21 protein-coding genes and 1 pseudogene are annotated in these 23,754 nt (G+C 42.6%); 11 read left to right on the top strand and 11 right to left on the bottom strand.

The features are described from left to right. Nucleotides 1–483: 483 nt before the first annotated feature. Nucleotides 484–870, top strand: coding sequence for a VOC family protein (locus tag AC1DWN_RS11180; RefSeq protein WP_477558983.1), 387 nt, complete (start codon nucleotides 484–486; stop codon nucleotides 868–870). A gap of 102 nt (nucleotides 871–972) precedes the next feature. On the opposite strand, the gene AC1DWN_RS11175 is transcribed toward AC1DWN_RS11180, so the two are convergent. Genes AC1DWN_RS11175 through AC1DWN_RS11155 form a run of 5 tightly spaced genes read right to left on the bottom strand, consistent with a single transcriptional unit; the run spans nucleotide 973 to nucleotide 5,650 of the window. Beyond that, nucleotides 973–1,692 carry a GntR family transcriptional regulator gene (locus AC1DWN_RS11175; protein WP_477558982.1) on the bottom strand — a complete coding sequence of 240 codons (720 nt, stop codon included), beginning with the start codon at nucleotides 1,690–1,692 and terminating at the stop codon, nucleotides 973–975. 10 nt (nucleotides 1,693–1,702) lie between these two features. After that, the gene (locus AC1DWN_RS11170) at nucleotides 1,703–2,719 is read right to left on the bottom strand and encodes a sugar kinase (RefSeq protein WP_477558981.1); all 1,017 of its coding nucleotides are present in this window, start codon (nucleotides 2,717–2,719) and stop codon (nucleotides 1,703–1,705) included. After that, on the bottom strand, nucleotides 2,712–3,467 hold the full coding sequence (gene dagF / locus AC1DWN_RS11165) for a 2-dehydro-3-deoxy-phosphogluconate aldolase (RefSeq protein WP_477558980.1): 756 nt from the start codon (nucleotides 3,465–3,467) through the stop codon (nucleotides 2,712–2,714). Before dagF ends, AC1DWN_RS11170 begins: the two co-directional genes overlap by 8 nt. 1 nt (nucleotide 3,468) lies before the next feature. Beyond that, nucleotides 3,469–4,572 carry a DgaE family pyridoxal phosphate-dependent ammonia lyase gene (locus tag AC1DWN_RS11160; RefSeq protein WP_477558979.1) on the bottom strand — a complete coding sequence of 368 codons (1,104 nt, stop codon included), beginning with the start codon at nucleotides 4,570–4,572 and terminating at the stop codon, nucleotides 3,469–3,471. Then, the gene (locus AC1DWN_RS11155) at nucleotides 4,538–5,650 is read right to left on the bottom strand and encodes an amidohydrolase/deacetylase family metallohydrolase (RefSeq protein ID WP_477558978.1); all 1,113 of its coding nucleotides are present in this window, start codon (nucleotides 5,648–5,650) and stop codon (nucleotides 4,538–4,540) included. The genes AC1DWN_RS11160 and AC1DWN_RS11155 overlap by 35 nt, the downstream gene beginning before the upstream one ends. 173 nt (nucleotides 5,651–5,823) lie before the next feature. Here AC1DWN_RS11155 and AC1DWN_RS11150 point away from each other — a divergent pair. After that, a pseudogene (locus AC1DWN_RS11150) lies at nucleotides 5,824–6,784 on the top strand (beta-N-acetylhexosaminidase); the annotation flags it as partial. Between the two features lie 726 nt (nucleotides 6,785–7,510). Next, a complete protein-coding gene (locus AC1DWN_RS11145) occupies nucleotides 7,511–8,119 on the top strand; it encodes a transglutaminase-like domain-containing protein (protein ID WP_477558977.1) in 609 nt (202 codons plus the stop codon). Nucleotides 8,120–8,121: 2 nt separating this feature from the next. Here AC1DWN_RS11145 and AC1DWN_RS11140 read toward each other — a convergent pair whose 3' ends face one another. Beyond that, a complete protein-coding gene (locus AC1DWN_RS11140) occupies nucleotides 8,122–8,508 on the bottom strand; it encodes an iron chaperone (protein ID WP_477558976.1) in 387 nt (128 codons plus the stop codon). 23 nt (nucleotides 8,509–8,531) lie between these two features. After that, nucleotides 8,532–9,257, bottom strand: a complete 726-nt coding sequence (locus tag AC1DWN_RS11135) for an MOSC domain-containing protein (protein WP_477558975.1) — start codon at nucleotides 9,255–9,257, stop codon at nucleotides 8,532–8,534. Nucleotides 9,258–9,416: 159 nt separating this feature from the next. Here AC1DWN_RS11135 and AC1DWN_RS11130 point away from each other — a divergent pair, with 159 nt between their 5' ends. Beyond that, nucleotides 9,417–10,634, top strand: a complete 1,218-nt coding sequence (locus tag AC1DWN_RS11130) for an aspartate aminotransferase family protein (RefSeq protein ID WP_477558974.1) — start codon at nucleotides 9,417–9,419, stop codon at nucleotides 10,632–10,634. Between the two features lie 134 nt (nucleotides 10,635–10,768). On the opposite strand, the gene uxaC is transcribed toward AC1DWN_RS11130, so the two are convergent. Together uxaC and AC1DWN_RS11120 are read right to left on the bottom strand one after the other, a co-directional pair. Further along, entirely contained in the window at nucleotides 10,769–12,175 is a 1,407-nt protein-coding gene (gene uxaC, locus AC1DWN_RS11125) for a glucuronate isomerase (protein WP_477558973.1), read from the bottom strand. A gap of 19 nt (nucleotides 12,176–12,194) precedes the next feature. Then, entirely contained in the window at nucleotides 12,195–13,487 is a 1,293-nt protein-coding gene (locus AC1DWN_RS11120; protein WP_477558972.1) for a Gfo/Idh/MocA family protein, read from the bottom strand. 131 nt (nucleotides 13,488–13,618) lie between these two features. On the opposite strand from AC1DWN_RS11120, the gene AC1DWN_RS11115 reads away from it, so the two are divergent. The 4 genes from AC1DWN_RS11115 to AC1DWN_RS11100 all read left to right on the top strand — a co-directional run bounded on the left by AC1DWN_RS11115 (nucleotide 13,619) and on the right by AC1DWN_RS11100 (nucleotide 17,703). After that, nucleotides 13,619–14,470 carry an AraC family transcriptional regulator gene (locus AC1DWN_RS11115; RefSeq protein WP_477558971.1) on the top strand — a complete coding sequence of 284 codons (852 nt, stop codon included), beginning with the start codon at nucleotides 13,619–13,621 and terminating at the stop codon, nucleotides 14,468–14,470. 139 nt (nucleotides 14,471–14,609) lie between these two features. After that, complete coding sequence (locus tag AC1DWN_RS11110) at nucleotides 14,610–15,614, top strand: Gfo/Idh/MocA family protein (RefSeq protein ID WP_477558970.1); 1,005 nt, start codon at nucleotides 14,610–14,612, stop codon at nucleotides 15,612–15,614. A gap of 39 nt (nucleotides 15,615–15,653) precedes the next feature. After that, on the top strand, nucleotides 15,654–16,610 hold the full coding sequence (locus AC1DWN_RS11105) for a cupin domain-containing protein (RefSeq protein ID WP_477558969.1): 957 nt from the start codon (nucleotides 15,654–15,656) through the stop codon (nucleotides 16,608–16,610). A gap of 13 nt (nucleotides 16,611–16,623) precedes the next feature. Continuing rightward, entirely contained in the window at nucleotides 16,624–17,703 is a 1,080-nt protein-coding gene (locus tag AC1DWN_RS11100) for a Gfo/Idh/MocA family protein (protein ID WP_477558968.1), read from the top strand. Nucleotides 17,704–17,787: 84 nt separating this feature from the next. Here the strand turns inward: AC1DWN_RS11100 and AC1DWN_RS11095 are convergent, their stop codons facing one another. Both AC1DWN_RS11095 and AC1DWN_RS11090 read right to left on the bottom strand, forming a co-directional pair. Continuing rightward, complete coding sequence (locus AC1DWN_RS11095) at nucleotides 17,788–18,489, bottom strand: SDR family NAD(P)-dependent oxidoreductase (RefSeq protein ID WP_477558967.1); 702 nt, start codon at nucleotides 18,487–18,489, stop codon at nucleotides 17,788–17,790. A gap of 223 nt (nucleotides 18,490–18,712) precedes the next feature. Beyond that, on the bottom strand, nucleotides 18,713–19,345 hold the full coding sequence (locus AC1DWN_RS11090) for a hypothetical protein (RefSeq protein WP_477558966.1): 633 nt from the start codon (nucleotides 19,343–19,345) through the stop codon (nucleotides 18,713–18,715). Between the two features lie 190 nt (nucleotides 19,346–19,535). On the opposite strand from AC1DWN_RS11090, the gene AC1DWN_RS11085 reads away from it, so the two are divergent. The 3 genes from AC1DWN_RS11085 to AC1DWN_RS11075 all read left to right on the top strand — a co-directional run bounded on the left by AC1DWN_RS11085 (nucleotide 19,536) and on the right by AC1DWN_RS11075 (nucleotide 23,571). Beyond that, nucleotides 19,536–19,871, top strand: coding sequence for an ArsR/SmtB family transcription factor (locus tag AC1DWN_RS11085; protein WP_477558965.1), 336 nt, complete (start codon nucleotides 19,536–19,538; stop codon nucleotides 19,869–19,871). 176 nt (nucleotides 19,872–20,047) lie between these two features. Next, nucleotides 20,048–21,667 (top strand): SulP family inorganic anion transporter, encoded by a 1,620-nt coding sequence (locus tag AC1DWN_RS11080; RefSeq protein WP_477558984.1) that lies wholly within the window; start codon nucleotides 20,048–20,050, stop codon nucleotides 21,665–21,667. 74 nt (nucleotides 21,668–21,741) lie between these two features. Then, entirely contained in the window at nucleotides 21,742–23,571 is a 1,830-nt protein-coding gene (locus AC1DWN_RS11075; RefSeq protein ID WP_477558964.1) for an extracellular solute-binding protein, read from the top strand. Nucleotides 23,572–23,754 lie beyond the last annotated feature (183 nt).

The raw sequence follows: 23,754 nt of genomic DNA, 5'->3' as shown, positions 1-23,754 counted from the left end.
CATACAGGCTAATCGTCCGTTTCTCAAACAAAATGCTATTTACTGACTATTTGACTGTATGTTTTACATTCAAACTTATAAAACAAGGAAATAACAGGTATTTGATTTGATTAAATACATTCAAATGTGATGTGGCACGGTTTTGTTTTGCAGGACAGGACAGCGAGAGTTACCATCATTCTGTATTTTTAAAAACAGGATGTAGCAAATAAAAGTAAGCATCCTCACATTTCAGCGCATCCGATTTTTAAGTAACCTCGCTCTAGTTTTGCGCTATTGCGCCTGCTTTATCGAGTTTCCTTTTATTGGGATTTAATTTAATTGTGCTTGTTTTTATAGTGCTAACATTTTAGAAATTATTCTTATTAAGCTTCATTTTATAGAGTCACCTTGCTCTTAATAAATCCTATTTCTAGTGGATAAACCGGCTTGAATATTGCATAATAGTTTTGTCAGTATCCTAAAATTGGAAGAGGGATGAAATTGGGATATAGCAGTGAAGTTTCGGTAGGCTTGAAAGGATCCTCGATTGTTTTGCTGGTTGCAAATTTACAGGAATCTATTCATTACTATGAGCAAATAGGCTTCATCGAAGAAAATATTGGTGGTCATATTCATATGAACCATGGAGCAGTGACATTTATTCTACACGAGGCGAAACAAAATAGTGACGTTAGACCAAACTCGTCCGTTGATGGCGGTCTGTATTTTGATGCGTTCTGCTATACTCAACCGGAGGATTTAAGACAGCTTTATGAGATTTTCCTATTAAAAGGTGTAGAAATCGTCAATGGACCTAATTGGACTGAAAGCTGGAGTGAAATGACCATCCGCGATAATAATGGTTACCACATTGCTTTCGGCGCTTAAAAAGCAGCCTTTCCCAAAGATTAAACTTAACAGGATAACCAAATATATAAACAAACCTCCAAAACCACAATATACGTGGTAATGGAGGTTTGTTTTTGTATACTACACATACACATCATAATTGACGATATACTTCTGTATTTCCGTGTTGTAAAAGCCCTCACTGAATTCAATGATATCTCCAGTTTCATCATGGGAATATCTCGATCTTTTCAGCAAAGCTGTCGATTGGTCGACGCTCAATAGGGCTGCGACGGAAGGCGGGGCAATACCGACAGCGAACTGATCACGAAACTTGGACAAGGAGATTTGCTGCTCTTCAAGCATGCCGTACAACGACTGAGCGCTCAAATCGACCAGCTCAAGATCGCCCTGCTTCATCGTTAAATAATGCGTGTAATGAATGTAAGGCGAGTCATTGAGCAGATAGAGACGCTCTATTCGGATACATTTTTCACCAAATAATTGATAAGCCTCTGTACCTTCTTCGTTCTGTATCACTTCTGTACTCAGCAATTGCTTTTGAATACGATGGCCTTCCTCAACCAATATTTCAGTAAATCGCTTCCACGTCGAAAGCTTGGATGCTGACGTATTGCGAATAACCTTCGTTCCTTTACCGCTGCTGGTCTCCAGATAACCTTCTTGGACAAGCTCCTTGATCGCATTGCGAACAGTAATTTTGCTGACTTCGAACTCAGTTTCCAGCTGTGGTTCTGAAGGTATATTCGTCTCGATCGGATATGCACCATGCAGTATCCGATCCTTAATTATATTTTTTATTTGCAAATATAAAGGTTTCTTTTTGCGGGATAAGCTCATGCAGCATTCCCTACCTTTCCACGTCGCCTACTATTTCTGTCATAGCTCGGAGGATGTCGTTTTCGGATGACATCGGTGTGTCACCTACAATCGTATGAGCAAGCATAGCAGCCGCAGCCGCAAACGCAACGGTTTTCTCTGATGAAAACCCGCTGGCCTCACCATGCAAGATCCCGCTTGTATAAGCATCCCCAGCACCTATTCTATCATAGACAGAGAATGTAAGCCTTTTGGAAAAGGTGAACGCTTGATCCTTGTACATAAAACCTAACAGCGAGTGTGTATTGTCCCCATTGATTGTACGGTGTGTACCAGCGATTACCGTAATTGCATACTGGGCAGCGACGACTGGTACCAGCTCGGTAAGCTGCTCAATCCGGCTCTCATGCTCTGTATTCATGCCAAGCACGAACATGGCATCCTTCTCATTCATCATAACGATATCCGCCAAATGCAGCATCTCTTCATAATGCGGTTTCGCCTTCTCATAGCCATCCTGGCCCCAGAGGGTCGGACGGTAGTTGCAGTCGAAAACAACGATACCTCCGTTTGCCTTGACCGCTTGCGCTAAAGCTTTCATATGCTGTCGAACCGGATCATTCATCGCCAGCGTAATCCCGCAAAAGTGTACCATATCTGCTTGCTTAGCAATAGCGTCATAATCATATTGGCCTTCATGCGCGGTATTAAAGCTGCTTTCTAGCCGATTGGAATAAGTAACGCGACTAGGTCGCGCTCCAAACCCATTCTCCAAGAAGTACATGCCGATATAATTACCGTTTCTCATGATGAATGTATCGGATAGGCCTAGTTTTCGTAGATAAGTTACTGCGGCATCGCCAACTGCATTGGTCGGCAATGTCGATATCAGATTCCCAATATGGCCGAAGCGTGTCAGCGCTGAAGCGACATTGACTCCCGTACCTGAAAATGAAAAGTTCAGACTGCCTGCTTGAGATAAAAGCTCATATCCAGGAACCTGCATACGCATCATAACCTCGCCAAAGGCTGCGATCCGTTTAGCCATTTTGATCAACTAGTCTCTTCACGACTTCAAGTAATTGACGGATGTCATCGACATTCGTTTTCCCTGTTCCTTTATCAATAATCGATGAATAGACGTGAGGAATGACCTGCGGTACATTAGCCTCAAGAGCAATACGTAGAATGGTCTCAAAATTATCCATGTCAATTCCGCCAGTTGGCTCCAATGCGAAGCCTTCTTCACCGCATGCCTGTGCAACGGCACGCAATTCATCCTCACGGCTTAAGCCGTTTATAGGGAAGTACTTCAATGCTTGTCCTCCCATATCACGGACAAGCGCTATCGCCGCCTTAACAGGAACGATTGCTTGCTCTTCCTGTGCCGAGCTTACAGGACCCGTAGAAATATTCACGTAGCCTGCCCGACCCGTTGGAGCCACCATGCTGTTAATCCAGCTAGATTGTCCGCTCAGATTGGCGCGAGTTGCCCCTACAAACGGGAAGGCCTGATTGATATGACTACCGGGATAATGCTTCGCAATTTCAGCAACGATTGCCGCTTGGCGATTATCGCCAGCACCTAGACCAATCGACACAGCTTCATCGATTTCTTTGCCGTATGCTTTCATAGCAACAACTGCTTCTTCTACCGTAGCGTAGTCCTTCGACAAAACGCCGACAAGAACATAGCCTTCCGCCGCTTCAAATATCTCTTTGGCATTCTCAATGCTATTAGCTAATACATTTAGTGCAACCCGATTTTTGTAGAAACGATTTTTTAAGTTTGACATGTTAGTTTCCTCCTGTTAATTCACGAATTCTTGTTGCTATAACCTGCATATCATCGCCTTGTAATGGACGGGGATCGATATCAAAATATCCTTGCCTTACACCGTAATCGCGAGTGTAAATCGCAATTTCGCCATCTTGCAGCTCTGTTACCATTTGTTTTGCTGTCGTACCGGCCTTTGCCGGATCGATTTGAATGCGCGCTCGGAAGATGGCTCGGCCAGCTTCATCCTGAACAATGCTCACGCGCAGCCCTTCTATTTCACTCAAAGGCATTAATTGTTGCAGAGCTGCTTTCTCTACTTCGCTGTTATCAGCTTTGACGATATATTCATCAAGCGCTTGCAGCAGTCCAAACGTTGTTTCCTTGCCAACCTTCATACTTCTGCCGATGCCATGCAATTGTACTTTAACCCACTCAATATAGGTTCGTTTGCCGCCGACAATGCCGGATGTCGGACCTTCAATAGCTTTCGATCCGCTGTAGATAGCAAGGTCTGAGCACTTTACATACTTCTGAATATCTTCTTCAGCGGCTGCGTCCACAATAAGAGGAATGCCACTGCACTGGGCTACTTCCCATGCTTCCTCTACCGAAATCATATTTTTCTGAACCGCATGATGAGATTTTACGAATAAAATAGCAGCTGTATTTTCCGATATTGCCTCTTCAATATGCTCAGCCTTGCCTTCATTAGCATAACCCACTTCGATTAGCTTTCCGCCCCCGAGGAAAACCATCGTTTCGATAGGAGCTCCATATTGTACGTTGTGTCCTTTTAGAATAATGATTTCATTTTTAGAAATGGCCTCTTGATGCAATCGCAGGCTCTTGCGCCGATTCCCTTGTGTTACAATTGCCGCAACGGAGAGTGCTATGCCGCTCGAAGCCGAATTTACGACAACCGCTGCTTCCGAACCAAGTATTCGCGCGATATAATCACCTGATTTATCTACTAAATCCGCGATTTCCACGTAATTTTGTCCACCATGCTTCATGGCGTCCATCACGGAATTCGTTGGAGCGGATACGCCTAAAATACTCATTCTTCCGCTTGCATTTATAACTCGTTTAAGTCCATACTTCACATTTAATGAATTCGCCATTCACAACAACTCCTTTTGCTTCTATTCTCTTATCCGCTGTACGCTGAACACCTTCGGAATCCACAAGCACTGTCGGCTCATCCAGAACGGTAAATAGCGTTAAGTTTGCGGTGTCTCCTACTTGAATACGACCAAGTTCAGGCTTCTCAAGCCAATCGGCTGCGCACGTTGTGACCGCTGTGATGACCTCTTCGAGCGAATAACCCAGGTACAAAAACTTAGTAAGAATATGGGACATACTGAAAACGGGCCCGTTCAACCGATTCCCGCGGTAGATGTCGGTACTGATCGTATTTAGCCCGATATGGTGAAGCTTAGCTGCTTCAGCAACCCTGAAGGAGAAGCTAGCTGAGCCATGTCCCACATCCAGATGAACGCCGCGGGCAATAGCATCAAGCAATACGCTAAGCGGCTTGCCATCCTCATCAAAAAGATTGTTGCTTTTCCCATTGAGGTAATGCGTAATAATATCCTTCTTCTCAAGCAGCGGTATGACCTCTTCGATGCTCGGCGGCCCTGAGCCGATGTGAACCATTAACGGCAGCGAAGTCTGATTAGATAGTTCGCGTGCGATACGCAAGGGCGCAAGGCCACTTTCACGTACTACGCTGCTGCTAATTCGAGCTTTTRATCCAACAATGAAATCACTGAAATCCTGAATGGCCTGTTTAGCCAGTGTCTCATCGACCCACTCTAGATTGGATAATTCGTCTATTCTAGCTAAACCTATTTTTGAAATGTTTAAAAAGGCGAATACATGAGTACGGGCAAGTCTACTGCTTTCAGCCAAATCCGTGATCCTGTCCGCACCGCAGCTCCCTGCATCAACAATAGTGGTTACACCCTGATTAATACCAATTTCATCGATTTCATCGCCGTATGGATCAAAATCAGGGAATGCGTGTACATGCATATCAATCCATCCACTAGAAACGTACATGCCAGAACAATCAACAATATTATCGCCAAGTCCGTTGCCAGCCTCAGTCACTTCAACAATAACACCGTTTATGATAACTATATCGATTGCCTCTCCATCGATACGCTTAAGATTACGCAAAACAAATGGTTCTTGCATGTTGATCACCTACTTCCGCAGCTAAAATCAATCATTATCTATTTCATTCTTACATTCGTATTGCTTTCCCCTATACATTTAGGATAGCATAGAAATTGAATAATACAATATAACGTTATAATGTTTAAATCATTAAAATGGAATGACTAACTATCCTTTAGGAGGAAAAATGAATGAAATTGCATTTTGAAGGAGACTTGACCGAGATAATTCCTGGCATTCAGACATTGTCTCACGAGCTTGGATTCTCCGAATAGCAGACGGATTAACTGTGCATGTTGAGCCATCGGCAAGTGCTGAAGAATTAGTAGTGGGCTTGAAGCAAGGTAAGGCCTATATTCGTTATGGACAAAAGCATCAGTTTTTCCGAGGACTCGGTCTTCTCCTGCAGCATATCGTTCATTCAGAAACTTTTGAGCTGAGAGAAACGCAGCAATTCGATACAATCGGACCGATGTTCGATTTATCCCGCAATGCTGTATTAACGGTAGAAAGCTTCAAGCTCATGCTGAATAAGATGGCATTAATGGGGTTGAACACCGTTATGTTATATATGGAAGACACCTACACAATCGAGGGTGAGCCTTATTTCGGCTACATGCGGGGCAGATATACACATTCAGAGCTGAAAGAGATCGATGATTACGCTGATCAATTCGGCATCGAAGCGTTTCCTAGCATTCAGACACTCGCGCATCTAGAGGAGTTTCTTAAGTGGGGGCCTGTATCGAATTACAAAAGATACCAAGGGAGCGCTATTGGTTGGTGAAGACCGAACCGATTTATTAATCGAGAAAATGATTGAAGCTGTCATTGCTCCATTCCGCAGTCGCAAAATCCATATCGGTATGGATGAAGCAGAGGAGCTTGGCCGCGGCAAATATTTGGACCTTAACGGCTATAGAGATCGGTTCGACATTATGACGAAGCATCTCGAGAAGGTGCTTGATTGCACCCGTCGCCGCGGCTTAAAGTCAATGATGTGGAGTGATATGTTCCTTAAGCTTGCTTCCGGAAATGGCAGTGAATATTACGAGGACGAGACAGAGATCCCAGAAGACATGGCTCGCCGTATCCCTAAGGACGTGGACATGGTTTATTGGGATTATGCGCACAGAGCAAGAGGATTATGAAAAGTTCAAACACTTGGGAGAAGGCGATAAATAAGAGCTTCTCCTAACCTTTTACAGGCTGCCGGCAGGTAAATGGGCTAGGAAAAGGACGCCCCGCTAGCAAGGCGTCCTACCAATTATAAGAGTTGAGTTATGATGAGTTTTTCAGGATATAATTCCTATTTTGGCCCGGACACGGGTACAGGTTCCGTTATTCCTCTTCAATCTGAGAGTATATGACCCTTTTAGTAAAATAATGGATTCGTATTCTAAAAGCATCATCGAATAGCAGGAATGTTCGAATGATCACAAATAACCGATCCTTTATCATATTTCTTTTTCGCTTTGCCCGCTTAGTTTCAATTTTTGCAATTAAATGATATCTCGAAAGGGTATGCTGCCGTTTAGTTTCAGAGGGTGAACTTAATTGCTGGTTAAACTCGATCTGTACCCATTACCAGGTGCATTAACTGCATATTCTGAAACTAATTCGCCTCTACTTCCACAATGTCACTTATTAGTTTCACAATGTGAACCTAATTTATCATCACAAACAAAGCCGCAGATGAATACGATAGGCGATATTCTGTACTGACTTGCAGTAACGTTGTAAATATTTACATTTTAATGAATTCACTCCAAAAAATTTGAGGTTGAATATAAATCCGTAATAATGCATAATTATGAAATCGAATTTGAAAGGTATCATAAAAAGAGGGCATGCAATAAACGCTCGAGGGGGAAAACAATGAAACTAACATGTGAATCCAATTCATTAGATGATTATTTAAAAGAAACCGAAGTAATTGATTTCAGTCACCACTCTATAAGAGAGATTGCAGAGGACTTATTCCACCATTCAATCAATGAAATAGACTATATTAAGTCCGCTTTTGAATTTGTTCGTGATCAAATATCTCATTCCTGGGATATCCAAAGCTCACGTATTACATGCAGAGCTTCTGAAGTCCTCTACTTCAAAGAAGGAATTTGCTATGMCAAATCGAATTTATTGTGTGCCTTATTAAGGTGCCAAGGGATACCAGCTGGTTTTTGTTATCAACGCCTAACTTTAGGAGATACCCCTGATACAGGTTACGTTATCCATGCGTTAAATGCTGTTTATGTTAAGTCGATAGGGCAATGGATTCGAATAGATGCGCGCGGCAATAAATTAGGGGTGGATGCTCAGTTTTCATKGGAAGAAGAGAAGTTAGCTTTCCCAATACGTGAAAAATACGAAGAAATCGGTTATCCCGTCATTTACAAGGCCCCCAACACAAAAACAACTACCGTATTGCTTCAAAATTCAGATTGTAACAAAATGTTTCTTTATGGTCTGCCTTCAGATTTGTAACGTTATTTCTTCTTCATCTTCTCTTCTGCTCGTTCTAAATTTTCAGCTAATCTAAATTTAACGATCTTGCTAATTAATTCATAAGGTATTGGCTTTTCTATAGGAAATTGTACGGACCCTTTGGCTCCTTTATATTCCGCTAATTCATGTTTAAATGCTTCAATTCCACTAGCTGCTGGATAAAACCCTATGTGATTTTTATAAGCAGCGAAATGCACCAGATTTCCATGTAAAGCAAAGGTAGGCATTTGGTAGCTTATCTTTTCCTCTGCTTCTGGCGCTGACTCCTTAATAACTTTTCTTACTTTTTGAAGTATTGCCTGAACCTCAGAAGAGTATTTTGAAATATAATCATCAATGGATGCAAAAATAACTTTGTTTCCTTCCATGGTTTCTCCTTTCATAAGCCATCCTAGTCTAATAAATATACTTGCTCTCCAACATGAATCTGCCCTGTCTTTCTAACAGAAGCATACACACCGAACTGTAAATTCATCTCTTCATTTACTTTTTTCAATAGAGAAGGATCCCGCTCCAGTGTATCTGGGTCAATTGTAATCATGGAACAACGCTCACAATACGTGTCCACTAGTAATTCCGCACTGCCTACTGATAATTTTCTACCGATCCAATTCTGTTCATTAAATGCGTTCTCGTCAATTGATACAACTAGGTTCGCTCTAAAGCGGCGCGGATCTAAATCCTTCCCCCAAATCTCCTCAAGCTTGCGTATTGTAGCATCTGTAATAATCAAAATACTGCTTGCATCGACAGCCATAAGCTCAGAATGTTCTAGGCTATAACTCATCATAGTCATCTTTTTTTTCGATTGTGTTTGGATTTCAGTCAATAAATCTTCATTCCATTTGAAGACTCGCCCATCAGGTGATGCTACACTTACTGCTACGCTCTCATTCTTGCTGCCCTCATCCTCAAGTTTTGCCTTATAGGCAAGCATATTCGGGATACTTCTTGCAGTAAAGTAGCTATCCCATCCTTCCTTTGTCTCATCTATAAAAGCGTGGATTCGGTCGCCATATAAACCATATCTCTCTACTTTGCATTTATCCAAACTCTCACCCGCAAAAGACTTTACTGGATATCGGTTGATTTCATTAATCTTTCCAATCAAAGTCACAATAATGTCCCCTTTTTCAATAATCGTATATACAAGTCATGTCACCATTATAATCCATCTCCATTACTTTTTACATTAATGCAGATTGATTGAGTTGTTGCATTTTTATTCTCCACATCGTATAATTATACAATAATAAAAATAAGCGGGTGATTGGATATGCTTCAAACAGAAACTAATATAACGAAAGACCTGCTGGAAACAGCAGACAAATCAATTCTATTTACCGCAAAGCGTCCTGATATTGTGATGGAACGTGGTGCTGGGATGTATCTGTGGGATACGGAAGGAAAGAAGTATTTGGATTTTGTAGGCGGGTGGGCAGTTAATGGCTTGGGGCATTCTCCCGCTGTTCTTCAGCAAGCCTTGTCAAACCAAGCATCCACTCTAGTTCACGCGAGTCCTGCCTACTATAATAAGCCTCAAGTTCAATTCGCTGAGCTGTTAACGAGTGTCAGCGGCATGGATAAAGTGTTTTTTGCCAGCAGCGGAGCCGAAGCTAACGAAAGCGCCATTAAACTGGCAAGAAAGCATGGCAAGGTTAATATGAACGGTGCTTATGAAATCATCACGCTCACCAATAGCTTTCACGGACGTACACTCGCCACTATGTCTGCAACAGGAAAAGCGCATTGGGAAAGCTTATTTACTCCTAAGGTAGGCGGCTTCAAGCATGTGCCGATTAATGACCTTGATGCTTGCTTTGCGGCTGTTACGAATAATACCTGTGCTATTATGCTTGAGCTTGTACAAGGAGAAGGCGGAGTAAACGCGGTTAACGAAGCTTACTTATTCGCACTTCGTAAAATATGCGATATGTACGGTATGCTGCTTATTTTCGATGAAATTCAGACTGGCATCGGCAGAACGGGTACGCTATTCGCTTTCGAGCATTATGGAATAAAACCCGATGTTCTGACGCTCGGTAAAGGTATTGGAGGCGGTTTTCCATTATCCGCCATGCTGACCATTGAAAAATATGATTTATTTGAACCAGGAGATCAAGGCGGGACCTATGGGGGACAGCCGCTTGCGATGGCGGCAGGTTATGCCGTCCTTAAAGAGGTATTGCACAAAGACCTAGCAGGCCATGCCAAACAGCAAGGCAATTATATAATAAATGGGCTTCAAGAGCTCTCACACAACTACAAGATTTCCAATATTCGAGGTAAAGGCTTGCTGCTGGCATTCGATGTAGCGGATGGAATGGGAAGTGAGCTTGTAGCGATATGTTTGCAAGAAGGCTTGCTCATAAACTCCCCGAATCCGTCTACCATCCGGTTAATGCCGCCGCTGATTGTAACAAAGGAAGAAATCGACCAAATGCTAGTTCTCTTGCGCCGTGTGTTCGATCAAGCAGCAGCGATGCAGTTGTAAACGTAAATGATTAGGTCTGCTGCCCAACTGGCTCCGCTTACAATCAGTGCCCGGTAGGCAGCGACCTGAAATGATTGAATATGATGTCCAGGCAGCATAAACTAGACAACACGGCCAAGACCGTTTCATATAAACTAAAAACCGAAGTATGCCTTCGCATTGCGATAGGAAATATTTTGGACCATATCACCCAGAAGCTCCATGTCATGTGGAGCCTCACCGTTTTCGACCCATTCTCCAAGTAAATTGCAAAGTAATCGTCTGAAATATTCATGTCTGGTATAGGAAAGGAAGCTGCGTGAATCTGTCAGCATGCCGACAAATCGGCTAAGCAAACCGAGGTTAGCAAGAGCATTCATTTGATCAAGCATCCCATTTTTCGTATCGTTAAACCACCAAGCTGAACCCAGCTGAATTTTCCCCGGAATGCCTCCGCCCTGAAAGCTGCCAATAATCGAACCGAGTACGTCATTATCCTTCGCGTTGAGCGAGTATACAATCGTTTTCGGCAGCGCATTATCCATATCAAGCGCATCAAGAAGCTTAACTAGTGGGTACGCAACTGAGCTGTCATTGATGGAATCGAAGCCCGTATCCGGGCCAAGCTTTCCAGCCATACGCGTACTGTTATTTCTCGAAGCATTAATATGGAATTGCATGGCCCAGCCACGTTCTGCATACAAACGCCCCAAGTAAAGCAGCGTGTACGTTTTATATTTATTCTCTTCCTCTAGGCTGACAGCAATCCCGTTTCGTGCTTTTGAGAATACGGCAGCCGCCTCATCTTTAGTTGTCTCTGCATAGGCAACATAATCTAGAGCATGATCAGACACCTTACAGCCAACCTCATCGAAAAAGCGTACTCGATTTGCCAAAGCATCGAGCATTTTATCATAATTGTCTATTGTAATAGAAGCCGCTGCACCAAGCTTGTTAACCCAATCTTGAAAAGTTGAACGATTGATTTCAAGCGCTTTATCTGGACGGAATGAAGGCAATACCTGCACATCGAAGTCTTCTAATCCTTTGATCGCAATATGATACTCCAGTGAGTCGATAGGATCATCTGTTGTACAAATGACTTCAACTTTAGACATTTTGATCAAATCACGGGCTTTAAAGCTCCCTTCGTTTAGCTTTGCGTTAACCTGCTCCCATATCGTCCGCGCATTTTTTTCATTAATGAGCTCATTCACTCCAAAAAATCTGCGTAGCTCCAAATGTGACCATTGATACAGCGGATTGCCGATCGTTTGCGGCACTGTCTTCGCCCAAGCCACGAAACGTTCGTAATCAGTAACTCCCTCGCCACCAGTTACGAGTCGTTCCTCTACACCGTTCGCACGCAGAGCCCGCCATTTATAATGATCCCCATAGAGCCACGCTTCCGTAATATTAGCAAAGCTTGTATTTTCAAAAATTTGCTGCGGGCTTAGGTGGCAATGATAATCGATAATCGGCATGTCCTTGGCATAATCATGGTATAACCTCACCGCAGTTTCATTCGATAACAAAAAATTGTCATCCATAAATGGCTTCATAAACAAACCCTCCATTATGTTAGTTGTAAAATTTCACTAAGTCATTTATCTTCACAGCCTGACCTGTCTGAATGGAGTGATTCGCTGCTATCCCAGTTAAGATTGATCTTGCGCCATCGACATGGTTAGCCGCACGATTGAATGGATCCTCTACCGGTTTGCCGAACAAATCATTAAGAAGCACTGGATCTCCGCCGCCATGTCCGCCGACTCCTTCCTCGACTTCAACTTCATAGGGTGCAGCAAACATTGGAAATACCGTTATCATATGTTCCTTCAAAGCACCCTCTTGCGATTTCTCGCCGCCAGAGTTCACATAGGATTGCTCTACGATATTCATCTCCAAGCGTCCCTTGCTGCCATTAAACGCAATACGATAGCCTTCCCATGGCAAGTAAGCATTTAAGGAATACGTAAGAATTGCGTTGTTTTTGTATTTTACGAGCACACCCATAGTATCTTCTATATTAATGCCATCCCCGAATACGCTCTGATCGCGGCGATAGCCGTCCTCATGCTCCGCATTTAAGTACATCGATTTTAAATGGTCATTTTGATCCAAGTGCAGCGCAAAGGGATCATTTGCAGCAATTGCATTTCCGGTTGCACGCTCATAAAATTGCGTCTCACCGCGCTCTTCAGCATTTTCACGACCATAGAAGAGCAAATCCCCAAAAGCAAACACCGTATCCGGCTGTGAATCGATCCAGAAGTTAACAAGATCGAAATGATGCGTTGATTTATGAACGAGCAAGCCACCGCTATTTTGCTTATTGCGATGCCATCTCCGGAAATAATCCGCACCATGCTGCGTATTCAGCAGCCATTCAAAATGAACGGAATTCACTTTTCCGATTACACCATTTGCAATAAGCTCCTTCGCTTTCGTATGATGCGGCGCATAACGATAATTGAAGGTCACCCGAACACTGCCACCTGTACGCTCAACCGCATCCAATATCTCCTGGCATTTCTTCTCATCTACCGTCATTGGTTTCTCCGTAACAACATCACAGCCTAACTCAAGCGCCCGAATAATGTAAGTATGATGCGTACGGTCCATGCTAGTAACGATTACAACATCCGGCTTCTCTACCTCGATCATACGGTCGAATTCATTCGATTTGTAGGTATGAACCACTTCATGGTTATATTTATTAACTAATATGCTATTCGCATAATTCATTCGTGTTTGATTGATATCGCAAAAAGCTAGCAGCTCCGAAGTCTCTTTGAAATTGGTTGCAAGCGCACCATAAAAAAACTCTGCCCTGCCACCGCTACCTACCAGCACATAACGTCTTTTTGACATATTAATTACTCCTCTTCAAATTTAATTACTTCCATATTACCGAATAGGAATGGTATAATTCTCTTCAAATGGTGCTCATTTTTCAATAAACACCGCTTATATTGCGTTTTATGATAAAGGAGCCGACCTGCATGATTAATGATCCTGAACTGTTTAGCTTTGGTTCTCTTCCTGAGCTTTACGTTGAATACGCAAAACGTTCGAAAGCGTTTACAATGACGGATGATCATTATCATGACTATTATGAAATTTATTACATGCTGTCAGGTAGCCGTATTTATTTCATACGTGATCGCTCCTATTCCGTGGAGCAAGGGGACCTCGTATTCATTAATAAGCATGAGCTTCATAAAACGATGCATACAGGCGAACCTTCTCATGAACGAGTCATCGCTCATTTTGACGATGCCATGATCAAGCGGTTATCGAACGACCATGCTGCATATCTGCTTAGTCCATTTCAGCAACAAAGTCATATTATTAGACTTCCGAGAAAAGAACAGCTTTCAATTGAACAAATCATCAAGCGGATGATAGCAGAAATGCAAAGTAAACCGACAGGCTATGAATTATTCCCTAGTATGGCGATCACGGAGGTGTTGCTCTCAGCTGCTCGATTTGTAGAGCAAAATGGTTCTGCTATTCTTCACCAAGCGACGCCTATGCATGCCAAAATAACTGAAATCGTCCGCTACATCAATGCTCATTACAATGAACCGCTTCGACTAAGCTCGCTGTCCGAGCAATTTTTTATTAGTCCTTACTACTTAAGTCGCATTTTCAAGGAAATTACGGGCTTCTCATTCTCCGATTATGTGGTTTTAACAAGGATAAAGGAGGCGCAGAGACTGCTGCGAGAATCAGACATGAATATTACCGATGTTGCCGCAGCCGTCGGCTTCGATAACTTTTCCCATTTTGGTAAAACGTTTAAAATGAAGACTCATCTTTCCCCTCGTGACTATCGGAAGCAATATTTATGACATGTCACAATATCGTATATAAATAGTCATCTATTTACACTAAAAATAAGGATGAAAGTGTGGTAGATTATTGGTGTTGTCATAAATTTATATATTAATAGTCAGTTTAACTGATAACTGCGCAGGGAGAGATGGACCGATGATACGAATTGGGAAAATCAGCTATTGGCATGTACACGCATGGGATTATACGAAGCAAGCACAGGAGCATCCAGGAACTGAAATTACGGCAGTATGGGATGAAAATGCTGAACGAGGACAAGCTGCAGCAGATAAGCTCGGGGTTCCTTTTTGTTCAAGTTTAGATGAACTTTTAAAGCGTGATGATATTGATGCTGTTATCGTCGATGCACCTACTACTCGCCATACTGAGGTGATGGTTGCCGCAGCTAGAGCTGGCAAGCATATTTTCACCGAGAAAGTCATTGCGCCTACCTTACATGAAGTAAATACGATTTTGGATGAAGTATCCAAAAATAATGTTAAATTAACGGTTTCACTGCCACGTTTAAACGATGGCTATACACTTGCTATTCGCGATATTTTAGATCAAAAGCTACTAGGTAGAATCACGCAAGTGCGGGCTCGTTTGTCACATAACGGAGCTACTGCTGGTTGGCTGCCTGAACACTTTTTCAGCTTAGAGGAGTGTGGTGGCGGTGCATTAATCGATTTAGGTTGTCACCCTATGTATTTAACTAGACTGTTTTTGAACGAGCTGCCTACTGAAGTATCCGCTCATTTCGGATATATTACTGGCAAAGAAGTTGAAGATAATGCCGTTTCTGTTTTATCCACTTCTTCTGGCGCAATCGGAATAGTAGAAGCAGGCTTTATCAACAACCATTCTCCATTTACTATTGAGATTCATGGTACTGAAGGCAGCCTTCTATACGGAACTCCTGATGAAAAGCTGCTGCTTAAAACTTCTGCTGGTGGCAGTGAGTTGTCTGAGCAATGGGTTTCACAACCTATCCCAGCAGCTAAAGCAAGTGCTTTCCACCAATGGGTGAATCATATTACAGAGGATACGCTAGCAGAAGAAAATATTCGCTTTGCTGTTGATCTTACTAGACTTATGGAAGCATCCGTACGTTCAGCTGGCGAGCATCGCTCTGTAAGACTAGATGAACTAGACCAATAGTTAATAGCTTACAACGGAATGGCTACAGGAGGAATTAGCATGCCTAGTATATCTTGCGAGGTGATGCTGGAGAAGCAATATGCGCTCGATCGTCTAGAGCTTCGCATAAGATGGGGCCAGTATGACATTCATGTCCTTCGCTTCCATATGGCACGTTTTTCACCTGGTAAAGTCATCGGGTTTCATAAGCACTCGGAATTCGAATTCCATTTCATTCCGCAAGGCAAAGGAAAAGTTATTATTGCCGACCAAGAGTATGCCTTAAGACCCGGTATGTTTTATTTAACTGGACCAGATGTCATGCATTATCAAGAGGCGGATCCATACGAAGCGATGGATGAGTTGTGTCTTCATGTAGATATAATCGATCGGGGAGCTCAGGCTGACAAGGATAACGCTAATTCTTATGATGAGTGGGAAGCTTCTGAAGCTCAGAATTGTATGCGAAATATTGCTTCGCTTCCACTCTTCCCGACGATAGACGTTCATAACGCAATGCCGCTTTTTTTGGAAGCCTATCACGCATTGAACAAAAGCTATATTGGCAGCTACACAACGATTAAGCAAAATGTCATCCAAATATTACTTCGTGCTGTACGAGCCTATGATACCGCAAACGAACAAGAACAGCTTCCTACAAGAGATATGAAAGCTTACCGTTATCAGCTTGCGATGGAATACATGTACGCAAATTACAACGGTATGATTACGCTTGAGGATGTTGCGGAGAAACTCAACCTCAGTACACGCCATATTCAGCGGCTATTCAAAGAGCTTCATCATGGACATACCTTTAGTCATGTCTTAGAAGATATCCGATTGAAAGCCGTTTGCCGACAGCTTCAAAGCACCACTCAATCTGTCGAGAAAATCGCCAAGCTATCCGGTTTTGCAGGTGGGAATTACTTACATGCCGTTTTCCGCAAAAAATTCGGCATCACTCCTTCTGAGTATCGGAAGAGTGAACAACTCAAAAACTATAATATGAAACTATAGGAGGAATTTATTTATGTCTAAAATTTATCGTATTGGTATTGTTGGTTGCGGTGGTATCGCTAACGGAAAACATCTTCCAAGCTTGAAAAAGCTTGAGAATGTAGAAATGGTAGCATTTTGTGATATCGTTGAGGAAAGAGCTACTGAAGCTGCAGCAAAATATGGCTCTGAAGGCGCAGAAGTATATACCGACTATACAGAATTGCTTAAGGATTCCACTATCGATATCGTTCATGTCTTGACACCAAATGACATGCATGCAGACATCTCGATCGCTGCTCTTGAAGCAGGCAAGCATGTAATGAGTGAGAAGCCGATGGCCAAAACAGCATTTGATGCTGGTCGTATGGTTGAAACAGCTCGTCGCACAGGCAAAAAGCTAACAGTTGGCTATAACAACCGTTACCGTACAGACAGTCAACTAATGAAAAAAGTTTGCGAATCAGGCGAGCTAGGTGAGATCTATTATGCTAAAGCTCATGCTATTCGTCGCCGCGCGGTTCCAACTTGGGGCGTGTTCCTAGATGAAGAGAAGCAAGGCGGCGGCCCGCTTATCGATATCGGTACGCATGCACTTGATCTAACGCTATGGATGATGAATAACTACAAGCCAAAAGTAGTACTTGGCACATCCTACCATAAGCTTTCACAACGCGAAAATGCTGCAAACGCATGGGGACCATGGGATCCTGCTAAGTTTACAGTTGAAGATTCCGCATTCGGTATGATCGTAATGGAAAATGGTGCTACAATCGTATTGGAATCCAGCTGGGCATTAAATACACTTGAAGTTGATGAAGCAAAATGTACGCTATCTGGTACAGAAGGCGGCGCTGACATGAAAGGCGGCCTACGCATTAACGGTGAACAGCACAGCCGCTTGTTCACAAAAGAAATTGACTTGAAAGCTGGCGGCGTTGCTTTCTATGACGGCAAATCCGAGAGTGATTCCGATCTTGAAATGAGACTATGGATTAAAGCAATCGAAGAGGATACTGAGCCTGTTGTTACACCAGAGCAAGCCTTCGTTGTTTCACAAATCCTTGAAGCGATTTATGAATCATCCAAAACTGGCAAAGCGGTTTATCTATAATAAACAACAACAATAAGGAGCTGTCCTGCTAAGTCTAATTTGACTTGCAGGACAGCTCCTTTCATTATGTTTATTTCTCCATACCTACAGACTCATCGGTCTGCCTTGAGAATCAATGAAAAGTGCATCCTCGATCGCCACCGTTTTTCTTTCAATGACATCCATAATTCCCGCTGCTGATGCTGCTGCATCTCCAGGAGCCTCCATGCCGCCCATATCCGTTCGAATCCAGCCTGGGTGAACAGCATGCACCAACACACCCTGCGGCCCTAGATAACGACGCAGCTGGGCAGAAAACATATTTAAAGCAGATTTCGAAAGCGCGTAGGAAAAGTCTCCTCCATATGCTCCCTCAAAGCTGCCAGCTTCCGAGCTTATATTAATAACCGCCTGCCGCTCTCCTTCTCGAAGTAGAGGCAGGAAATATTTAAGTACAAGCATCGGACCAAACAAATTCGTTTGGAAAGACTGCTCTACCTGATCAAAGTCCAACACTTCCAGCTTCTGCTCACGACCAAGCAAAATTGCAGCGCTGTTAATAACAGCATCGAGCTTGGTCACTCGACTAGATGATTGCTCATAGGCGTAACGAACTGAGTTTTCATCCGTAACATCCAGCGGCAAAATCGTCAATTGAGCGCTGTACTTCATAAGCAGCTGCTGCAGATGTGCCGAATTTGAACCTGGTCCTCTCACACCTGCCAATACTTCATGGCCGCGAACACAAGCTTCCAAAGTGAGTGCCAATCCTAGTCCTCGATTGGCTCCGGTTATTAATAACTGCATCTATTCGCATCCTTCCATTCAGTTCTTTCCATGTTGGCTAAACGTCCCATTTACTTTTACGTGCAACTGCCCTTTTATATGCTTACCCTTTCTTTATTATCTCCTTCCAATTGGTTTTTATTGTTCTTTTCTAAGTCTATGCCATACTTAGATTATTACAGGACTCAACCTCAGCAAAAAAAGGGAGCCGCTTGGCCCCCCCATGTATTCATCCATCATATTATTATTTGTTTTCCTGCTTATATAGAATCAATGCCTGATTGAAGCGATGAAATGGACTCGATAATATTTTTATATTCCTTCTTATTCTCACTTGCTTCTTATGATCATGACTGCATTCATATAAACGATCAATATTTTTATCAATTTTCTCCCGAAGTGTAAGTATAAAACCAATCGCTATATGTGCTCTTGCCAGCTCCAACAGGTCCGCTGCGAGAGCTTCACTAAGAATGCGTAAATTTTGAGCGGGCAGCTGCTTTTCTAGAAAAAAATAATCGGGGGTAAAATCCTCGCGATACTCTCTGCCAGGCACCTCTTCCCAAAAATCATTCCATTGCTGTAAGTGGCCTGTCTCATACAATAAATATTTTAAAAACCCGCATAACCACGCCGTACAGCTTGTATTTCTTTGTTGGCATCCCAGCCCATGCTTTAGATGTCCGCAGCCGTTACAGCAGGAGCCTCCATTAGAAATACATACTTTACAAATGGAATCCGCTCCGAACTGTTGAAGAGCTTGGATTCCACTATCTATGACCATCAGTCTACTATTAGTTTCTGCTAGTTTTGAAGATAATCCGTAGAAGGATTGCGAATTATGATGAGATTGATCGCTAACCTTATTACTTTGCATTCGCAACAACTCCTTATTTCACGCAAAACAATCATTCAAATATTCAAATTATTGAATATTCGTTTTATTATACTGCATTTATAATGAATTAACAAATCAGTATCGTTTTGACGCCATATCTACGATGTTTTGTTATTTGTGATATTATATTCCTATATTCAAAAGTTTATCTGCTAAGGGAGCATACGCTATGCATCAAAATCAAAATATTCAACAATTTAAAGCTGACTTCTTTAAAGCGCTGGCTCATCCGATGAGAATTCAAATCCTTGAAGTCCTAAGTGAAGGCGATAAAAACGTAAATGAATTACAAAGTATTTTGGGTTCAGAAGGTTCCGCCGTTTCTCAGCAATTATCAGTATTACGAAATAAAAATGTGGTTTACGGCTTAAAGGATGGCACTTCAGTCATCTATTCGTTACGAGATCCRTTGATTAAAGAGTTGTTATCCGTTACGAAGCAAATTTTTGATAATCACCTCGTTGATGCTATTTCATTACTTGAAGTCATACGAAACGAGCCATAAACGAAAATAACAAGGGCATCCGTGAGCAATACTTAGGATCACCTTGTTTCTTTGTTTTTATTGATCCTCTTCGGCGAAAATCAGACGAATATCCGCGTTGACATCGCAACCTCCCAGGAGTAATATTTCGTATATATTCAAATAATCAAATATATGAAGAATGGAAGGTAATGCGAGTGAGATGGATGGGTAGATTCGATGGATACCATGCAGGATCCTTTCGCAAAGATATCATTTCTGGCTTAATTGTTGGTATTATCGCCATTCCTCTAGGAATGGCTTTTGCTATTGCTGCAGGTGTCAAACCCGAATACGGCATTTATACGACTATTATTGCCGGATTTCTTATTTCCCTGTTTGGTGGATCAAAATTTCAAATCGGTGGACCAACCGGTGCATTTATCCCGATCCTCTTAGCTATTGTCATTCAATACGGGTACGAAAATTTATTGATCGCCGGATTTCTAGCCGGGATTATTCTTGTTCTTATGGGTGTATTCAAGCTAGGTGCTCTAATTAAATTTATCCCACGTCCTGTAACTATCGGTTTTACCACTGGCATCGCAGTCATTATCTTTAGCGGGCAAATTTCTAATTTTTTAGGACTTCGCGATATAGAAAACCATGAAGATTTCCTGCCCAACATGAAAGAAATAATCATGCATATTACAACTATAAATTTCTACAGTGTCATAACAGCTGGTATTTGTTTTATGTGCATGCTGCTTACACCGAGATATCTACCTAAAGTTCCTGGTTCATTAGTAGGCCTTCTCGCATCAAGTCTAACAGCAGCCTTATTCTTTAGGGGAGATATAGCGACCATCGCCTCTTCCTTCGGAGCGATTCCAAGTACATTACCCCGTTTCCACTTTCCGGAAATAACCCTTGAACGTATAGAGACTTTGATTCGTCCGGCATTTATTATTGCCATACTGGGCGGTATAGAATCCTTATTGTCGGCCAAAGTAGCAGATGGCATGACTGGCAACCGTCATAATAGCAACCGCGAACTAATTGGGCAAGGCATTGCAAATATGGTGTCTCCTCTCTTTGGCGGTATTCCGGCAACCGGAGCCATTGCACGGACAGCAACCAACATCAAGAGTGGAGCTGTATCACCTATGTCAGGTATTCTGCACAGTGCAGTTGTATTACTAGTGCTTATTTTGTTTGCTCCTTACGCCTCTGATATTCCTCTTGCTAGTATGGCCCCCATTCTTATGCTAGTAGCTTGGAATATGAGTGAGCGTAAAGAATTTGTCCATATTTTGAATAACAAAACGAGTGATTCTCTTGTACTCCTAGTTACTTGTTTGCTAACCGTATTTACAAATTTAACAACGGCAGTTGAAGTCGGATTAATCATGGCTGTCATCCTATTTGTGAAACGGATGAGTGAAGCATTAACGGTAATAGAAGAACTTGATTATCCAACAATTAATATCTACTCCATTGAAGGCCCGCTCTTTTTCGGGACGGCGAATGGGCTTGAGAAGTCCACTATAAATCAGTTTTATGTAAAGTCTAACATTATACTTCTTCATATGGAGAAAGTAACTTACATGGATACCACAGGAGAATTCACTCTAGCCCGCATTGTACAACGCTTCGAGAATCTTGGATCTACAGTTCTTATTTCAGGAATTCAACGACAGCCTTTGGAAGTATTGAAGAAAATGGGTTTGTATAAGCTTGTCGGGTCGGATCACTTTTTTGAACAGAAGCTTACAGCAATTGAATATGCACTGCGCCAATCAGAGTCCAACCAATGTCTAGAAATAAAGTATAGTTAAGGAAAGATTAACGAAACCTTCGGCCTCCATTCACGTCTAATAATTGTTACCAAAAATGGAAATGAGGGAATTGAATGAAGCAACGCAAGTTTCGCAAGTCGACACTAACCGGTTTTTCAGTAGCTATTGCTGCAACTGTAATGAGCAGCTTCCCTGCTGCTGCTTCACCGCAAAGTCCATGGGAGAATACTGAGCAGGGTGAAATTATTGAAAGTATTAGTATTAGATCCTCAGTATCCGTATCCTTTCAGAACCTGCCAGTCGGACTTCCTTATCCCCCTCAAATCGTCAACGGGGCAATGATGGTTCCGGGAAAAGCAATGCTAGAGGGGCTTGGATATGAGACGCTATGGGACGCGGCTGAGCGAAAGCTGGTCGCTACGCACAAAGACAAGCCTACGCTCACATTCTGGGTTAATCGCCATGAAGCAGAAATAGACGGTAAGAAAATTACTGATCTCAAAGCAGCACCCTTTATTAGCAAGCAAACGATGTGGATCCCGCTTCGACTTGCTGCTGAAGCCAGCGGCCTAACTGTTTCATGGGACTCGGTCAATCGTTTCGCACTCGTTAAAGATCCACATGCACTGCCTATAATCCGTATAAGCACGCGAGCAGATAACGGAATAACGGATCCCCCATTGAAACTAACAGAATATATGAAGACAAGTATGAAAACTAATGTTCAATTTAACCTTATTCCACCTGATTATTATCGTGACAAGGTCAATTTAATGATTGCTGCTGGCGACATGTCATCGATCATGCTGCTGGATGAGCCTTACCAGCATCCAGATGATTTACTAGAGAGTATTGCAATTGATCTAACCCAAGAGCTGGAAGCATTCCCACGCTTGAAGAAGCTGGCGATGGGAGCTGGCGGCAGAACAATCGATGGCAAAATATACGGTATACCTCGCCCTGGTGATCCGCATGATGCTATATTTCCAGCTATCAGACAGGACTGGCTAGACGTGCTTGGCCTTACGCAGCCAAAGACGATGGATGAGATGTATGAAGTGCTGAAGAGGTTCACTACCCAGGACCCTGATGGCAATGGCAAGCACGATACTTTTGGAATGACCGGATATACAAATGGAGCCGGACTTGGCTCGTTAGCCTGGATTGAACATGCATACACAGGTAGTCCAGATCGATTCTCAGTCAAGGATGGCAAGGTCATTGACCATGCCGTAAGCCCAGATCAGGAACTTGCTTTGAAGTGGTTAGTACGCGCATATTCTGAAGGGGTTATTGACAAGGAATTTGCTGTGAAGACGAAAGAACAAGCAAACAACCAGTTAAGTGAAAACCGTGTCGGTCTTGCAGCTATAAGCGTAGCGGACACCCTGTCTCTTTCTACCGACAAGATAACATGGATGCCTCTTCAGAGCATCAAGGCAACATCTACCGGAGCTTCAATTTCACCATGGAATACCAAAGGTAATGGGATGTATTTTATTTCACGTATGTCAAAAGAGGAGCCTAAACAGCTGCTTAAATGGCTGGATCGAGGCTTTGAAATGGCAGAAAACGGTGAGTGGAATGAATTGAAGGAGCTGGAACCAGCTGACCGTTCAGCTATCGACAATCTATTTGGGCAAAACGATCTGCTGGAAAACGACAGCTTGCAGTCTCTTCCCGATGCGAAAAGCAGCGCATATAAAGCGGTTATATCGGAGTGGCGGAAAACTTCCTATGAAGGAAAGACCCTTCCAGCAGCAAACGGCTTGTTCAATACAGGTAAATATAGTGAACTCAACGACAAGCTTGTACAATTCAAAATTAAAGTCATACTTGGCACGGCTTCTCTAGCGGATTGGAATAAGTTTACATCCACACTTGTCGCATCGGATGAGTACAAAGCAATGATGACGGAATTAAACGCACTGGCTTCAAAATAAGCTAGTCTTACGCAAAGTGAGGTGTGAAATTGCACCTCATTTTGCGTAATCCATCAGAGAACTTACTCCTGCAACGGCTGTCATTACTTGATAAGTCGCTGATCCATAAAGCCTTTTATATCTTTTACTAATTGTATCGATGCATCAATTTCAACTTTTCGAGTTGATACACTCTCAATGCTG

The organism is Paenibacillus sp. P4_A7, from assembly GCF_056402455.1.
This window is presented reverse-complemented; position numbering and strand designations above follow the sequence as displayed.

Coding starts and splice junctions, on each gene's coding strand:
- AC1DWN_RS11120 (WP_477558972.1), bottom strand. CDS start 13,487: ATGTCAAAAAGACGTTATGTGCTGGTAGGTAGCGGTGGCAGGGCAGAG.
- AC1DWN_RS11075 (WP_477558964.1), top strand. CDS start 21,742: ATGAAGCAACGCAAGTTTCGCAAGTCGACACTAACCGGTTTTTCAGTA.
- AC1DWN_RS11160 (WP_477558979.1), bottom strand. CDS start 4,572: ATGGCGAATTCATTAAATGTGAAGTATGGACTTAAACGAGTTATAAAT.
- AC1DWN_RS11110 (WP_477558970.1), top strand. CDS start 14,610: ATGATACGAATTGGGAAAATCAGCTATTGGCATGTACACGCATGGGAT.
- uxaC (WP_477558973.1), bottom strand. CDS start 12,175: ATGAAGCCATTTATGGATGACAATTTTTTGTTATCGAATGAAACTGCG.
- AC1DWN_RS11100 (WP_477558968.1), top strand. CDS start 16,624: ATGTCTAAAATTTATCGTATTGGTATTGTTGGTTGCGGTGGTATCGCT.
- dagF (WP_477558980.1), bottom strand. CDS start 3,467: ATGTCAAACTTAAAAAATCGTTTCTACAAAAATCGGGTTGCACTAAAT.
- AC1DWN_RS11115 (WP_477558971.1), top strand. CDS start 13,619: ATGATTAATGATCCTGAACTGTTTAGCTTTGGTTCTCTTCCTGAGCTT.
- AC1DWN_RS11090 (WP_477558966.1), bottom strand. CDS start 19,345: ATGCAAAGTAATAAGGTTAGCGATCAATCTCATCATAATTCGCAATCC.
- AC1DWN_RS11170 (WP_477558981.1), bottom strand. CDS start 2,719: ATGGCTAAACGGATCGCAGCCTTTGGCGAGGTTATGATGCGTATGCAG.
- AC1DWN_RS11175 (WP_477558982.1), bottom strand. CDS start 1,692: ATGAGCTTATCCCGCAAAAAGAAACCTTTATATTTGCAAATAAAAAAT.
- AC1DWN_RS11105 (WP_477558969.1), top strand. CDS start 15,654: ATGCCTAGTATATCTTGCGAGGTGATGCTGGAGAAGCAATATGCGCTC.
- AC1DWN_RS11095 (WP_477558967.1), bottom strand. CDS start 18,489: ATGCAGTTATTAATAACCGGAGCCAATCGAGGACTAGGATTGGCACTC.
- AC1DWN_RS11140 (WP_477558976.1), bottom strand. CDS start 8,508: ATGGAAGGAAACAAAGTTATTTTTGCATCCATTGATGATTATATTTCA.
- AC1DWN_RS11130 (WP_477558974.1), top strand. CDS start 9,417: ATGCTTCAAACAGAAACTAATATAACGAAAGACCTGCTGGAAACAGCA.